This window comes from Ruficoccus sp. ZRK36 (assembly GCF_019603315.1).
Lineage (GTDB): Bacteria > Verrucomicrobiota > Verrucomicrobiia > Opitutales > Cerasicoccaceae > Ruficoccus.
Genome location: NZ_CP080649.1, coordinates 1,383,879 through 1,398,982, shown reverse-complemented (window position 1 = coordinate 1,398,982; position 15,104 = coordinate 1,383,879). Strand labels below are relative to the sequence as shown.

The following is a 15,104-nucleotide window of genomic DNA, read 5'->3' as shown; positions in this document are numbered from 1 at the left end:
GGCTGAAAATTAAACGGTCAATGACTTAGTAGGAATAAGTCACCTTATCGCCGTCGGCCATTTCGACCACGAGCTTGCCGCTGCCTTCATCCACCGTGAGGGTCTGGTAGTTTTCACCAGCAACGGTTGCGATTTCACCGAAGTACACGCCAGCAAGGCTGGTGTAGTTAACGGTGGTGACGCTACCATCTTCAAGCAGGTACCGCTGGCCAGCGGAAGCCACCTGGCGGAGGTTGTTGGTGATGGTCTTCTTGCGGGATTCCTGGCGCACCTTGTTAAAGGCGGGAACGGCCATAGCGGCGAGGAGGCCGATGATGACCACGACAATCATAATTTCGACGAGGGTAAAACCCTTCTTGGATTTCTTGTTCATGATATTCTCCTGTTTTTATATGATATTATAGACATATGGGCAATAACCCATCATTGAACAAGTTAGTGATACAGCGTTATCTTACAAGCTCAAAACCGACGCCCGCAAAATTAGCATGATTTTTACTAATAGCGGTTTAGCTAGTGAATCAAACGTGCGAAGATAAGCTTTCCACCCGCCGAGGGCATCACACTGACAACCTCGACATGGACACTCTGGCCGATCATGTCGGAGGCGTTATTCACCACCACCATCGAACCATCCGAGATATATCCGACGGCCTGGTCGCTCTCCTTCCCCGGTTTGATCAAATCCAGGTCAAACTTATCTCCGACCGATACCTCTGTGCTCAGAGCGCGTACCAGGTCGTTAATGTTGAGCCAGCGAATCCCCTGAAACTCTGCGACTTTGGCCAGGTTATAATCCGTGGTCAGCAGCTTGGCCTTCAGGTTCTTCGTCACGAAGATCAACTTGTCTTCCACGCTCTGGTGCGACCCCACCTCGCTCTCGTGAATAGAGACGGTCACGTGCGGAATCTTCCTGAGCTCACTCAGGACTTGTAGTCCCTTACGCCCCTTGGCCTGGCGCTGGGGATCACGCGCATCTGCGATGCGCTGCAGCTCATCCATCACGAAACGAGGCACAACGACCTCTGAGGAGAGAAAACCGCTCTTGCAGATGCCCACGAGGCGACCATCGATCAGCGCACTGGTATCAACGACAACTACGCCCACGTCTACGGATTGGGGGACGAAACGGACATAGGGAATGACGAGGTTAAACTCATCGCGGCCGCGCAAGGCGATCACCGCGCCCAAGTACATGCTGATGATATACAGGCTGAGCCGAACCAGAAAAATAGTCTCAGGGTCCCCCTGCTCAAAAAGAGGCGAAATCGATATGAGCAAGGCGATCAAGGCACCCATGCCCAAGCCAAAGGTCAGCGCCGTCAGGCCGCGCAGGGAGAAGCCTTTTAGAAAGATATCAACCAGGATCGTCAGCGCACCCAGGAGTGACCCGAAAAGCAGGTAGGAGCCTAGTTTCTCCGTCCCCTCATAGCCGGCCGCGTAGCGGATCAGCCAAGCTCCGATCACGCACAGAACGAAGAAGAAAATCCGGATGATGAAAATCGTTCGTTTCATGAGGCCCGTACCAGCCGACAGCACGGCCAGTCACCACAAGAGAGAGAGAAGCTTACTTTTTAATAATAAGCCAGACGATAAACGGCGCAAAGACAAATAACGCCATCACTCCGTAGAGGATCCACTGGGCACGATCGGCGCGTGCCTGTTCCTCAGGGCTGGGTTCCCGAGACGGGGGCGGAGTCTGCATTGGCATCGTTAGAAGAGGGGTTAAGATTCACCGTCAGTCTGAAGCCGCCCATGCGGTCACGACGACGAGGGTTATCCAGTTCAAAGGGGACATCCGCCAGTTGGTCTACGGTATCCTGAGCAGAGCCCCCGGCCACATAGGCCTGATCGTTTGAGAGAATATCAGTGGACACGAGCCACTCTTCAACGTTCCCAAGCAGGTCAAAATAGCCAGCTTTGTTCGGCTCCTTGGTGCCGACTTCGTGGGTTTCGTCTCCAGAGTTACTGGCATTCCAGGAAATATCGTTCAGGTTCACATAGCGGAGGCTTCCAATGGCCGTATCAAACTCCTGCTTGGTCGGCAGGCGGGCGGGCAGCCCGAGGATCCAGGAAACCTTCGTGCAGAACTCGGAGGCCTCATCCCAGTTCACCGAATCAACCGGAAGCGTCTCGCCGACATGGCGGCTGGGGTTGTTCAGCATGATGCTGCGGTAAAGTGCCTGAGAGACTTCGTAGCGGGTCATGTGCCAGCCATCAGACTCCGGGATGGGCAGTAGCTGGCCATAGATACGGTCCTGGAGCAGTGCGATGTCATCCTTGATAAACTTGAGGAAGCGCAGCTTGATCACCGTGTCTTCGGTCAAAAGCGTGCTGCGCGGGTAAGAAGTCCGGAAGGCTTCAACCTTATCGAAAAGGCCCGGGATGATCTCTCCGGCCTGCCAAATCTGGCGGGTGCGGAGACTCTGGTCGAGCTCATCCAGATCGGCGAGGATCTCCTCACCGACTTCCCGGCTGAGAGCATCCGTGCCCAAATCCCGAAGCTCATCCGCCCGCTTGTTTGAAGCAAAGCGGCTCTGGGGATGCTCCTGATTGAGGCGGATTTGCAGGCGGGAGGCTGCATTCAGATTTTCGGCAGCGACAGAGTATTGCTTATTTTCGAGTGCTTCACGCCCTTTGGTCTCCATCTCCACAATCTGCTCATAAATATCGCTCGACTCCATCGAGGCCAGATCCACCTGCAGACGGCTCAGGCGGGTAACATCTGCATAGTGCAGGCCGCGAAACTCCATGTTGAGCTCCTTCTGCAAATGAATGGACTCGGCCAGTTCTTTCTTTGCCAGAGCCCAGTTATCCTTTTCCGCAGCTTCCTTGGAGCGGCGTTCGGCCTCATTGGAGGCATTCCAGAGGGGCTCGGCCCGCAGTTCGTTGACCTTACGCTCCAGCTGCGTGAGACGCCCCACATCCCGGCGGTTGCTCAGGGGGTAGTCGTCATTGATCTTGCGCTGGAGCGCGGCAGCTTCCCGGTAATTCCGCAAGGCCATCTCGGCGTCATCCTGCGAGTCGTAGTTCACGCCCTGGCGCTCCGCGGAGAGGCTCTTCCGGTAGTCCTGGGCAGCCATGGTATCCTGATAGAGGATTTGCAGACTCTCCAGACGCTTCCCGGCCTCACTATTATAGCCACCCAGAGCCTTTTGATATTCCTCCTGCTTGGCGATGGCCTGTTCCAGCACATCAATATCTTCTGCAGTCGGCTCACGCAGGGCCGAAATTTCGACAAACTTGGCCTCCAGCGTCTGGCTGGCCTCCAGGAGCTTGAGGGCCTCCTCCTTGTTGACGACACGACTGCTCAGCGAGGAAGGGTCTACCTTTTGAGGGCCAAGCAGGGAAAGCGCATAGGCGCCGCCTAGACCGATTGCGATGATCAGGCTGATAAACAGAACACGCAGCAAGACGCGATAGCGGTACCAGAAACTCCGTTCTTTGCGATGACGAGGCATAAAGAGAAACTTAATAAAGGCTCCAGATATGGAAATGCCAGCCAAAAGGCAAACACCCCAAGGAGCCCACAGATAGGAAAAGAAAACATTTTGGCTCGCCTGTTCCATGCCCGGTGCATGAAAAAGAGCTACGATGTTCGGAAATATGACGGTACTCGGTACGGGCCTGCTCGGCGCCTCTCTCATGCAGGCCGCTAAAGCCAGGGGGCTGTGCCAGCGCGCCCTGGCCTGGTCGCGCCGCCCCGAAACCCGCCAAAAGTGTGAGCAACAGAGCTGGTGTGACGGCGTCTACCCCACCGCAGCCGAATCAGTGGCCGACGCCGATCTGGTCGTCCTGGCGGTGCCGGTCGTCAACATCGTCCCCCTGATCAAGGAAATCTCCCCCAGCCTCAAGGACGGGGCGCTCGTCACCGATGTCGGCAGCACCAAAAGCCTGATCTGCCGCCATGGCACCGCCGCCATGCCCCCGCAGGCTACCTTTGTCGGCTCTCATCCGATGGCTGGCTCAGAAAAAACCGGGCTGGATTTCGCCCGTGAAGATCTTTTCGAAAAACGCGCCTGCTTCGTCACCCCCCTGACGGATACCCCCGAGCCAGCGGTGGAGCAGATCGTACACTTCTGGCGTGAGCTGGGGATGGAGGTCGCAACCGCCAGCCCCGAGGCGCACGACGAGATCGTCGCCCACATCAGCCACCTGCCGCACATTCTCGCCTCGGTCCTCTGTGACACGCTGGGCACCAAAAACCCGGATTGGCGTAACTACGCCGGAGGCGGCCTGCGCGACACCACCCGCATCGCGGCCGGAGACCCCCAGCTGTGGAAAGCCATTATCCTGGAAAACCGCGAGGAGATCCTGCGCGCCATGCAAGGCTTTGAAGAGCACTGGCAGGCCATGCGCGCCGCCATCGCCAACAACGACCCCTTCGCCATCGCCAACCTGCTCGAAAAGGGCAAAACCTACCGCGACGCCGTCCGTAACGACTAAAGATTGAACCATGATGACCACACAGACTCGACTTGCATGTGTGGGCACATGCTGCAGGCCCAGTGGCAACTTCTAATACTGAAAACCTAAGCGCATCTCGTATTCATCCACTAAGACTTAGAAGACATCAATATACAGATAGTTTGCCTCTAGAATGCCTAAATCAAATAATTGAATGAAATTCACATATACGATTATTTATTCGTTAATCGTGGGGCTTATCGTTGCCATTTCTAATCTTTTTTTTAATTATATTAATTTCTTTTTTGAGCAATGCATCGCATGGTTTTTGCTCATTGGAAACATCTTTATATCAATAATTTCAGTGCTATTTTGGAACAAGGATAGACGTCTAAGAAATGCATGCATACGATGCCTACTTCTATATATATTGAGCGTACTTATTATACGCTAGTAGGAATAAAATCATTCATCGAGGGTTACACTTATTACGGCACGGGCCTCGTGAACGTTGGGATATCCCGTTTATTAGGCGTAGAAGTGACTTGCCTCAATGCCAATATCAAACCGCGTAGCGGTAGAACCCGTGGAAGGTAGGATTATGTTGGAAAAACGTAGCAAACTCGAAAAAGTGGTCATACAAAACACTGAAAAACCCATCCATTGCGTCTTTGTGCCTCTGCGGTAAAAGTTAATCTGCGTATCATTGCAACCGTCCTTCCTTGTCCAAGCCATTCCCATGGAGCAACTGACCCTCAGCCCCTTTAGCAAACCGGTCACCGGCACCGTGAGCCTGCCCGGCTCCAAGAGCATCACCAACCGCGCTCTGGTGCTGGCTGCGCTTTCCCGCGAGTCCCTCACCCTGGAGGGTGCGCTCTTCAGCGAGGACACGCAGATCATGGCAGCCGCGCTCAAGACGCTGGGTTTCACGGTCTCGACCGACCCGGCAGGCAAGTCGATCTTTATCATCGGACGCGGCGGAGACATCCCGCAGGCAGAGGCTGAACTCAACATCGGTAACGCCGGGACTGCCGCTCGCTTCCTGACTGCGATGCTCGCACTGAGAAGAGGCGGGCGCTATCAGCTCGACGGCTCCGAAGCCATGCGCAAGCGCCCCATCAAGGGCCTCCTCGACGCCCTCGCTGCTGCCGGAGCGGCTGAGGCTGACTTCGCGGGCGAGCCGGGCTTTTTCCCGTTTGTACTCACGACCAAGGGCTTCGCCGGGGGTGCGCTCAGCGTCGATGCCTCAGCATCGAGCCAGATTCTTTCCGCCCTGCTCATGGCTGCGCCACTGGCAGAGGCTCCGCTCACCGTCGAACTGGCCGGAGAGACCGTCTCCAAGCCCTTCGTCGAGATGACGCTGACCATGATGGCGCAGTTCGGGATCGAGCCGCAGAGCGCTGAGGGCGGTCAATATGCCTTCAACGGCGAGCAAAGCTACTACTACAACCGCCCCGCCTACGTCATCGAGCCCGACGCCACCGCCGCGAGCTACTTTCTGGCGCTGCCGTGGGTGACCGGCGGCAGCCTGAACCTGCGCCGCATGGGCCGCATCGCCCTGCAGGGCGACATCGGGTTCACCGAGGTGATGGCAGCTCTCGGCGTAGAAACCGCCTCCGAGGGTGAGAACCTCGCCGTCAGCCCCACCGGGACGGCGGACATTCCCGACAGCTTCGACTTTAACGCCATTTCGGACACCTTCCTGACATTGGCCGCGCTCACTCCCCTGCTGGAAAAGCCGCTCACCATCACCGGTATCGCCCACACCCGCAAACAGGAAACCGATCGCGTGAACGCCATGGCCACCGAGTTGCGCAAGCTTGGCCAAAAGGTGGATGAAACCGAGGACTCGCTCACCGTCACCCCGGATCTGGCCGCGATGAAAAAAGCCACCGCAGATGCACCGGTCGCCATCGATACCTACCACGACCACCGCGTGGCTATGAGCTTCGGCATCCTCGGCTGCCGCGACCTGCACGGCGACGGTCGCCCCTGGATCACCATTAACAACCCCGGCTGCTGCGCAAAAACCTTCCCGAACTTTTTCGAGGTCCTCGAAGACCTCCGCCCGTCATGAACACTATTTTCCCCGTTATCGCCGTGGACGGCGGCGCCGCCAGCGGCAAGTCCTCCACCTCGCGCGCCCTGGCCGCCCGCTTTAACCTGATGCATGTCGATACCGGCTCGCACTACCGCGCCGTAACCTTCGCGCTCGTACAGGCCGGGGTCAGCCCCGAGGACACCGCTGCGATTGAAACGCAGTTGGCCAAGCTCCAACTGGGCGAGGAAATCGACGGCCAGAGCGCCCGCATCAGCATCGGCGGAAAAGTCCCCCGCGAGGAAGACATCCGCTCGGACGCCGTCAACGCCAGCGTATCGCCCTTTGCCGCCGTGCCCGACGTGCGTAAGTTTCTCTTCGAGTACCAGCGCTCGCAGGCCACTGTGGCTGAGCGCTCAGGCTTTAACGGCCTGATCATGGAGGGCCGCGACATCGGCTCCGTCATTTTCCCGGATGCCGTGCTACGCTTTTTCCTGGAAGCCGATGAGGCCACCCGCGCGGCCCGCCGCGCCAAGGAGGGTCAGACGGACTCCATCGCCGAGCGCGACCGCATCGACTCCTCCCGCAAGACTGCTCCCCTGCTCTGTCCCGTAGGCGCTGAGCGGATCGACACCTCCCACCTCACGCTTGAGCAGGTCGTGGACCTGCTGGCCGGACACATTGAGGACGCGACCGGCCTCGCGCCCGTACAGGCATGAAAAACCCCGGCACGAATCCCGTCTACCGCGGGGGCTGGGCGCTCTCGCACTTTATTTTCGACTTCTTTACCCGCTGGGAAGTTTACGGCACCGAAAACATCCCCAAGGAGGGGCCGTTCCTGCTGGCCGGCAACCACGCCAGCTTCTTCGACCCGCCCGCCTTCGGGGCCGCCTGCCCACGCGAGCTGCACTACTTCGCCCGTAGCACGTTGTTCGTGGGTAAGTTTGGGAATCTGATCCGCCAGTGCCACGCCATCCCTGTGGACCGAGACGGCGGTAACGACCTGCAAGCCTTTCGCGAGGTGTTCAAAGTCCTGCGCAGCGGCGGCGGGCTGCTGGTGTTCCCCGAGGGCACCCGCTCCGACGACGGCAACCTCCGCGAGGCCCGGCCCGGCGTGGGCATGATCGCCGTACGCGCCAAGGTCCCGATCATCCCGGCCCGCATTCACGGCAGCTTCCGGGTCTTCAGCCGCCACCAGAAACTGCCCGACCTGAAAAACCAGATCAGCGTCGTCTACGGCCCGGCCCTCGATGTGGCCGACCTCGACCCCGGCGACACCGCCCCGAAGCGTTTCCTCACCATCAGCGAGCGCGTGCTGGAGGCCATCGGCCAGCTCAACCCGCCACCGCGAGTGGAGGTTTGAGGGCAAGGTGGCAGCCAACCCGCGCTTGACTTGAGCCGAGGGTGCGCAAAAGTGGGCAGCATGTCCTCCGATATCGTACAGTTCTCCGACGGTGAAAAAGAATTCGTGTGCGCCTTTGTCGGCCCGCTCAACGCCGAGCGCTGCCAGCAAGTCCAGGAGGACCTGATCAAGAAGATCGAAGCCACCGACGATGTGGTCAACTTTGACATGAAGGAAGTGACCTTCGCCTCCTCGTCGTTCCTGCGCATCGTGCTGACCGTGAACAAGCGCGTCGGCAAGCAGCGTCTGAAGATCACCAACGTCGATCCGCAGGTCAAAAAGGTCTTCAAGATGTCCGGCCTCTGGGACGCCCTCGGCATGGGCAAGTAAAGCGGAGTGCCTCCGCTGGCATGGATGGGGCCCTGCCTCATCGTTCGCTGCCCCGGTGCAGAGTTTAGAATTCACCGAAAGCGAGCAGGACCCCGGCACCGGTTTGCCATCAGCCCTCGTAGTCACGCGCACCCCAGCCGCTTATAATCGCCCCGTGGAGTAGCCCAGAACCCAAAAAATCCGGGTAAAGGCTTTACATGGCACGGCCTGCGCTGCACTTTCCGCGCTTACCCTTTTGTTTGTTAAGCTCCATCATTCGGTGGGAAAGGCTTCTAGAAAACAAAAGGTATGCTCAATTTCTTCCGCAAACGGACCGCGAACCTCAAGGACGACCTGCTGTCGGGCCTGACCGTCGCCCTCGCCCTCGTTCCCGAGGCCATTGCTTTTGCCTTCGTCGCCGGAGTCTCCCCCATCATCGGGCTGTACTCGGCTTTCTTCATGGGGCTGATCACCGCTGTTTTTGGCGGACGACCGGGGATGATCTCCGGGGCCACCGGCGCAGTCGCCGTCGTACTCGTCACCCTCGTGGCCAAGTACGGGGTCGAGTACATGTTCCCCACCGTGGTCCTGTGCGGGATCATCCAGGTACTGGCGGGCATGGGCAAGCTGGGGCAGTTCATCCGCATGGTGCCGTACTCGGTCATGCTGGGCTTCGTCAACGGCCTGGCCATCGTGATTTTCATGGCGCAATTTGGCAGCTTCAAAACCGTCAACGCTGCGGGTGAGCTGGTCCTGCTGCACGGGCCGGCACTCGTGCTGATGCTCGCACTGGTCGGGCTGACCATGCTCATCATATGGCTGCTGCCTAAGCTGACGCGCGCCGTTCCGGCATCGCTGGCCGCGATCCTCATCGTCACCGGGCTCTCCATCGCCATCAACAAAGCCGCCCCGGCATCCTGGGAGGCACAGGGCCAGTCCCATACCCTGCTCACCGTGGGCGACATGCTGCGCGCCAACACCACCGCACGCGCCACCACGGAGGCCAAGGCCGAGCTCGGCCCCGAGGCCAGCCCGGAGGCGATTGCTACGCAGGTGGCCACGACTGTGGAGGCCGAGGGGGGCATCTCCGCCGGACTGCCCAAGCTGTTTTTCCTCGATGAGCAGTATGATTTTCTGCCCCCGATGAACCTGCATACGCTCTGGATCATCTTTCCCTTTGCCCTGACCATGGCCGCCGTCGGCCTGATCGAGTCGCTGATGACCCTGAGCCTGATCGACGAGATCACCGAGACCCGCGGGCGCGGTAACCGCGAATGCCTTGGGCAGGGTCTGGCCAATATCGTCAGCGGGATGTTTGGAGGGATGGGCGGCTGCGCCATGATCGGCCAGTCTCTTATCAACGTAAACTCCGGTGGACGGGGTCGCGCCAGCGGCATCACCGCCGCGCTGTGCCTGCTGTCCTTCGTGCTGGTGCTGGCACCGTGGATCGAAATGATCCCGATGGCCGCACTGGTCGGCGTCATGTTTATGGTGGTGATCGGGACTTTCGAGTGGGCCAGCCTGCGCACGTTCAGAAAGATCCCGTTCAGCGACGTGATCGTGATGGTCGTGGTGGCAGCCTACACGGTCGTGATGCACGATCTGGCCACGGCGGTCGTGATCGGCGTGATCATCTCGGCTCTGGTCTTCGCCTGGCGCCACGCCACGCACCTGGGCGCAGAGGTCTACGCCAACGAAAAAGGTGCCCGCGTCTACCAACTGCACGGGCCGCTGTTTTTCGCGTCGGTGGCGTCGTTCAAGGAGCTGTTTAAACCGCATGAAGATCCGGACGAAGTGATCGTCGATTTTTACTTCACGCGCGTGTACGACCAGTCGGGCCTCGAAGCGATCAATACCCTGACCGAAAAATATCAGAGCCTCGGCAAGCGCCTGCACCTGACCCACCTCTCGCCCGAGTGCCGCAAGCTGCTCGACAAGGCCGGAGACAGCGTCGAGGTCAACCTCTCCGAAGACCCGCAGTACCACGTCGCCACCGAGCGGCTCGGTTGACGGGGTGCACCCGCTGGCATTGATGCGTGGGCATCACAGGTGCAGGACCATGTCCTGCCGGGGCAGCGAACGCAGTGAGCGGCAGGACACAGCCCTGCACCTGTGGTGCTGCGCACCACTGATGCCTCCGCCAACGCGGCGGCATGGGCAACGGCGATTAGTCCATATCAAACGAACTCCATACAAATGGGTGACACCCCAGTTTTGAGGTTCGTATCTCGGCGATGCGCAGCATCGAAAGTGCAGGGTCCGGCTGGACCAGCATTCTTTGATGAGTTCCCGGGGCAGCGAACGCAGAGAGCGATGGGGCAGAGCCCCATCATTGCCCGCAGGTGCAACCTGCCTGCTGCGCCAAAAAGAAACGTTCGCGGCCACTGAGATCATTAAGGCTCTCGGTGGTGGCGAAGCCCGCTTCCTGCGCGATTTCCGCCAGGGCCGCATGCTGGGAGATGCCGGTTTCCAGCGCCAGCCAACCACCCGGCTCCAGATGCGCGGGGGCGGCAGCGAAGATTTTCCGGTAATCATCGAGGCCGTCCGGCCCGGCCGTGAGCGCAGACTTCGGCTCCCAGTCGCGAACCTCGGGCTCGACCTGCTCCCACTCCTCCTCGGTCAGGTAGGGAGGATTTGAAACGATGAGCGAAAAGCGTTCCCCGTCCAGCGCTGCGAGCCAGTCCGACTCGACGAAGCGCACCCGCTCGGTCAGCCCGGCGGTAGCGGCGTTCTCGGCTGCCAGGGTGAGGGCGGCAGCGGACGCATCGACCGCCGCGATCTGAGCTTGAGGGAAGGCTGCGGCCAGCGCGAGGGCGATGGCTCCGGTGCCCGTCCCCAGGTCGCAGACCGTAGCCGGAGGGCTAGCCCCCAGGCGCTCGACCAGCAGCTCGACCAGTTCCTCTGTCTCGGGGCGCGGGATGAGCGCACGGGCATCAGCCTTGAGGACGAGGCCGTGAAAATGCGCCTCGCCCAGCAGGTGCTGGAGCGGCTCACGCTTGCCACGGCGCGCCACCAGCGGGCGCATGGCGGCCAGCTCCGATTCCGTCAAGAGGCGGTCAAATTGCAGATACAGGTCCAGTCGGCGGCAGCCCAGCGCGTGGGCGATGATCAACTCGGCATCGAGTCGCGCCTGCGGCACGCCTTTTTGCTGGAAAAACGCGGTCGTTTTCTGAAGTATGTCGAGCAGCGGTTGCATATTATGAATCCGGAACAAGTTTGTAAGGATAACCTGCTCCTGACGACATAGAAAGCTGCACCTTTTTTCAGAAAGACCATGCCGCGCGCAAATCAAGAGAACCACAAACCCAGCCCCTTCTTCAAGTTCTTCATCAAGTTCGGGCTAAGCTGCCGCGACGCCACCCGGCTGATTTCTGAATCGCGCGAGCGCCCGCTAACCCTGCTGGAAAAGATCAAGCTGAAGCTGCTGTGCCGCTGCTGCTGCTACACCGACCGCTACCGCCAGCAAATCGACGCCGTCTGCTCCGAGGTCCACCAGCACCCCGATTGCTGCGAAGATGCCCTGCCCGAGACCGGGCTGTGTGAAGAATCCCGCGCCCGCATCAAGGCCCGCATGCGCGAGGAATAGCTCCCCACTCCAGGCGGCTTACCGCAGGCTGGAGAGACGAAGAGTCACATAAGGTGACGGGGGCGTCACAATAAATTCGCTTAATAGCGTCTATAAAAATTTCGCGGGCGCAAAAAACGGTGTGATTTATGCGTCGATTGCAGGCATGACACACACGCTGGATACCGCTTACGGAAAGCTCGAAGGCATCACGAGCACTCTCACCTACAAAGACGGCTCCCTCAAGTCGTGCATGCTCAACGCCGAAAACCGCGTGCAGACGCCGGTCGGCGAAGTCATCCCGCAGTACAAGATGGCGGAGTATGGCGAGCGCCAGAAAAAACAACGCGGCTCCCTGGCCTTTTATCCGGGTGGCCAGCTCAAGAGCGTTTCGCTCGACAGCTCATCGGTCGTACAGACCCCCATCGGTCCGCTTGAGGCCGAGTACATCACCTTTTACGAAGACGGCTCGCTCAACCGCCTCTTTCCCCTCAACGGGCAAGTCGACGGCTTCTGGACTGAGCAGATGGAGGCCGAAATGGCCGAGGTGCAGGACTTTGACCTGCCCGTCGGCAAGTTTAGCGCAAAGGTGATCAGTGTCGGGTTCTACCCCGGCGGCAGCCTGCGCTCCCTCACTCTCTGGCCGGGTCAGCGTATCCTGCTGGAGACCCCGGTAGGCGCGATGCGCGTGCGCACCGGCTTCTCGCTCTACGAGGACGGGCAGGTCCGCTCCGTGGAGCCCGCCAGCCCCGTCGAGCTGGCCACGCCCATCGGCCTGGTAAAAGCCTTTGACCCGGAAATGGTCGGGATGAACGCCGACCAAAACTCGGTGCAGTTCAGCCCCGATGGCCTGCTCTCCTCCGTCAAAACCATCCACACCGGCATCCGCGTGGTTAAGCCCGGCGAGCCCGAGCTGCGGATCGAGCCGCTGGAGGCAGCCAGCCTGATCGAAATGACAGCCATGCGCACCGTACCGATGCAGATCGACTTTGGCACGGACACGGTGCACATCGTGGCCGCGCAGGAGTACGACTTTGACCTGAAAAGCGTGAAGGTGGAAACCTTTGAGCGCGAACACGTCATCCGCGAGTCCTGCGGCTCCTGCAATGGCTGCGAAGGCGATGCCGCCGACAAGGGCGACGCCGAAGGCTGCTGCGGCGGGGGCGGTTGTGGAGGCGGTGGCTGCGGAGGCAGCCTGGACCGCTGCCCCGACTGCAAGGACGACGAAACCTGCTGCAAAAACCAATAGGCGGTCGGCGAGTTACACCCGCACAAAAAGCAAAGATAAGGCTCCGCCCCCTTCGGGCGGCAGCGTGATTCGGGTTTGCCCAGAACGGGCGCGCTGGCTAAGTCTATCGACAATACGCTTTCGCTATGCTGATGCTCATCGTCAAATACGCCGTGACCGCAGCCGTCATCGTCGCGGTCTCCGAGATCGCCAAGCGCACGGACCGGATCGGGGCACTCATCGGCGCGCTACCGCTGGTCAGCATCATGGTCATGATCTGGCTATACCTGGAGACAAAGGATACTCCCAAGATCGCCGAATACGCGCGCTATACCTTCTGGTTCGTCCTGCCGAGCCTGCCCATGTTTTTACTACTGCCCGCGCTGCTCATGCACGGGGTCAACTTCTGGCTCTCGCTCGTTGCCTGCGCCGCCCTGACCTTCGTCTGCTTCTGGCTCAGCGCGCTGCTTGCGCAGAAGTTCGGCCTGAGCTTGTTTCCATAATCAGGTCACACCGCCATGGCATTTCCCTAAGAAATGCCATCCAGATGCGCAGCATCTAAGGTGAAGGACTGCGTCCTTCCAGGAAATTCTTTTCCAGGCACTTGCGCAGGGCCATGCGGGCACGGTGGAGGATGGTCCACAGATTCTGCGGGGTGATGTCCATCTGCTCGCAAATCTCGGGGCTGGGCGTACCGTCGATCTCGCGCATGATAAAGACCTGACGGATCTTGTCGGGCAGCTTGGAGGCGCAGGCGTGAAAGTGCTGCATGAACTCGGCCCGGTCCAGCTTCTCCACGGCCTCCGGTGTCCAGTCACCCGGCGCGTTCCCGCTGGCGAGATTCCAGGCCCCATCCTCGCTGAAGAGCTCGCCTTCCTCCTTCTCGAAAAAGCCCGCCAGCTCGCTCATCGACTGGGTGCGGTTCTTCTTACGGTAGTAGTCGATGATCTTGTTTTTCAGGATGCCGGTCAGCCAGGTCTTGACCGAGGAGCGCCCGGAAAAGTTTTTCTTGGCCTTCATCGCTGCCAGAAAGGTGTCCTGCACCAGATCTTCAGCCAAGGCCTGATTATTCACCCGAAACAGCGCGAAGCGAAACAAGGCATCACCGTATTCATCGACCCATACACTCGGGTCGGGCTCGGGGGATGGACTATTATCCGCAGACATGGAATCGGGTACCTGAAACAGGATGGGTGATAATTACGTTACAGCACAGGTTAGGATTAACCTCCGCCCATTTGCCTGATATTCAAAGCGGCATGAAGGAGTACTACGAGCAAAATAACCTCCCCCACCCTCATCTGCCGGCTTGCCCGATCGACCGCAAGCTGGCCGGGCAGAAGGCGCTCGTCACCGGGGCTAACTCCGGAATCGGCGAAGCCGTTGCCATCGCTCTGGCCAAGGCCGGGGCCGACGTATGCATCAACTACGTCACCCGCCCTGAGGTGGCCCAGCAAGTCGCCGACAAGGCTGCCGAGTGCGGCTCCAAGGCCATCATCGCTCAAGCCGACGTCAGCCAGGAAGACCAGGTCCAGGCGATGTTCAAGAAGGCCATCGACGCATTTGGCACCATCGACATTGTCGTCCCCAACGCCGGGGTGCAGATCGACCACCCGATCGACGAAATGACCGTCGAGCACTGGGACAAGCTCATGGGCATCAATTTGCGCGGCCAGTTCCTCTGCTGCCGCGAAGCTATTAAGGAATTTAAGCGCCGCGGTGTCGTGCCGGAGGTTTCCTGCTCGGCCGGTAAGATCATCTGCATGAGCAGCGTGCACGACGTCATCCCGTGGGCCGGACACGTCAACTACGCCTCCTCCAAGGGTGGTATCTCCATGATGATGAAAAGCATCGCCCAGGAGGTCGCCCCCTTCCGCATCCGCGCCAACGCCATTTGCCCCGGCGCCATTCGCACACCGATCAACCACGAGGCGTGGTCCACCCGCGAAGCCTACGACTCCCTCATGAAGCTCGTACCGTACAAGCGTATCGGCGAGCCCGAGGACATCGGCCGCGCCGCCGTCTGGCTGGCCAGCGACGAGAGCGACTACGTCACCGGTACGAATCTCTACGTGGACGGCGGCATGACGCTTTATCCCGGCTTCGAAACCGGCGGTTGAGCGTAGTATTGATGGGGCTTTACCCCGTGTATTGC

General features: G+C 59.6%; 15 protein-coding genes. 10 read left to right on the top strand and 5 right to left on the bottom strand.

Annotated elements, in window-relative coordinates:
* Window positions 1-25 precede the first annotated feature (25 nt).
* From K0V07_RS06225 to K0V07_RS06215, 3 genes are all read right to left on the bottom strand, one after another.
* A complete protein-coding gene (locus tag K0V07_RS06225; protein ID WP_220623676.1) occupies window positions 26-373 on the bottom strand; it encodes a prepilin-type N-terminal cleavage/methylation domain-containing protein in 348 nt (115 codons plus the stop codon).
* Between the two features lie 140 nt (window positions 374-513).
* Window positions 514-1,515 carry a twitching motility protein PilT gene (locus tag K0V07_RS06220; RefSeq protein WP_220623675.1) on the bottom strand — a complete coding sequence of 334 codons (1,002 nt, stop codon included), beginning with the start codon at window positions 1,513-1,515 and terminating at the stop codon, window positions 514-516.
* A gap of 152 nt (window positions 1,516-1,667) precedes the next feature.
* Window positions 1,668-3,461 (bottom strand): SUMF1/EgtB/PvdO family nonheme iron enzyme, encoded by a 1,794-nt coding sequence (locus tag K0V07_RS06215; RefSeq protein ID WP_220623674.1) that lies wholly within the window; start codon window positions 3,459-3,461, stop codon window positions 1,668-1,670.
* Window positions 3,462-3,594: 133 nt separating this feature from the next.
* On the opposite strand from K0V07_RS06215, the gene K0V07_RS06210 reads away from it, so the two are divergent.
* The 6 genes from K0V07_RS06210 (at window position 3,595) to K0V07_RS06185 (ending at window position 10,166) form a co-directional block, all read left to right on the top strand.
* Window positions 3,595-4,446: a prephenate dehydrogenase/arogenate dehydrogenase family protein gene (locus K0V07_RS06210; RefSeq protein ID WP_220623673.1), complete on the top strand. Its 852-nt coding sequence runs from the start codon at window positions 3,595-3,597 to the stop codon at window positions 4,444-4,446.
* Between the two features lie 700 nt (window positions 4,447-5,146).
* Window positions 5,147-6,484: a 3-phosphoshikimate 1-carboxyvinyltransferase gene (aroA, locus tag K0V07_RS06205; RefSeq protein ID WP_220623672.1), complete on the top strand. Its 1,338-nt coding sequence runs from the start codon at window positions 5,147-5,149 to the stop codon at window positions 6,482-6,484.
* A complete protein-coding gene (locus K0V07_RS06200) occupies window positions 6,481-7,164 on the top strand; it encodes a (d)CMP kinase (protein ID WP_220623671.1) in 684 nt (227 codons plus the stop codon). Before aroA ends, K0V07_RS06200 begins: the two co-directional genes overlap by 4 nt.
* Window positions 7,161-7,808, top strand: a complete 648-nt coding sequence (locus K0V07_RS06195) for a lysophospholipid acyltransferase family protein (RefSeq protein ID WP_220623670.1) — start codon at window positions 7,161-7,163, stop codon at window positions 7,806-7,808. The genes K0V07_RS06200 and K0V07_RS06195 overlap by 4 nt, the downstream gene beginning before the upstream one ends.
* Window positions 7,809-7,868: 60 nt before the next feature.
* Window positions 7,869-8,177, top strand: coding sequence for an STAS domain-containing protein (locus K0V07_RS06190; RefSeq protein ID WP_220623669.1), 309 nt, complete (start codon window positions 7,869-7,871; stop codon window positions 8,175-8,177).
* A 288-nt stretch (window positions 8,178-8,465) separates the two neighbouring features.
* A complete protein-coding gene (locus K0V07_RS06185) occupies window positions 8,466-10,166 on the top strand; it encodes a SulP family inorganic anion transporter (protein WP_220623668.1) in 1,701 nt (566 codons plus the stop codon).
* 319 nt (window positions 10,167-10,485) lie between these two features.
* On the opposite strand, the gene prmC is transcribed toward K0V07_RS06185, so the two are convergent.
* A complete protein-coding gene (gene prmC, locus K0V07_RS06180) occupies window positions 10,486-11,352 on the bottom strand; it encodes a peptide chain release factor N(5)-glutamine methyltransferase (protein ID WP_220623667.1) in 867 nt (288 codons plus the stop codon).
* Window positions 11,353-11,430: 78 nt separating this feature from the next.
* On the opposite strand from prmC, the gene K0V07_RS06175 reads away from it, so the two are divergent.
* From K0V07_RS06175 to K0V07_RS06165, 3 genes are all read left to right on the top strand, one after another.
* Window positions 11,431-11,742, top strand: a complete 312-nt coding sequence (locus K0V07_RS06175) for a hypothetical protein (RefSeq protein ID WP_220623666.1) — start codon at window positions 11,431-11,433, stop codon at window positions 11,740-11,742.
* Window positions 11,743-11,887: 145 nt separating this feature from the next.
* Window positions 11,888-12,970 (top strand): hypothetical protein, encoded by a 1,083-nt coding sequence (locus K0V07_RS06170; protein ID WP_220623665.1) that lies wholly within the window; start codon window positions 11,888-11,890, stop codon window positions 12,968-12,970.
* A 125-nt stretch (window positions 12,971-13,095) separates the two neighbouring features.
* Window positions 13,096-13,452: a DUF3147 family protein gene (locus K0V07_RS06165; RefSeq protein WP_220623664.1), complete on the top strand. Its 357-nt coding sequence runs from the start codon at window positions 13,096-13,098 to the stop codon at window positions 13,450-13,452.
* A gap of 55 nt (window positions 13,453-13,507) precedes the next feature.
* Here K0V07_RS06165 and K0V07_RS06160 read toward each other — a convergent pair whose 3' ends face one another.
* On the bottom strand, window positions 13,508-14,116 hold the full coding sequence (locus tag K0V07_RS06160; protein WP_220623663.1) for a sigma-70 family RNA polymerase sigma factor: 609 nt from the start codon (window positions 14,114-14,116) through the stop codon (window positions 13,508-13,510).
* Between the two features lie 71 nt (window positions 14,117-14,187).
* On the opposite strand from K0V07_RS06160, the gene K0V07_RS06155 reads away from it, so the two are divergent.
* Window positions 14,188-15,069, top strand: coding sequence for a glucose 1-dehydrogenase (locus K0V07_RS06155; RefSeq protein ID WP_220623662.1), 882 nt, complete (start codon window positions 14,188-14,190; stop codon window positions 15,067-15,069).
* The last annotated feature ends 35 nt before the right edge of the window (window positions 15,070-15,104 follow it).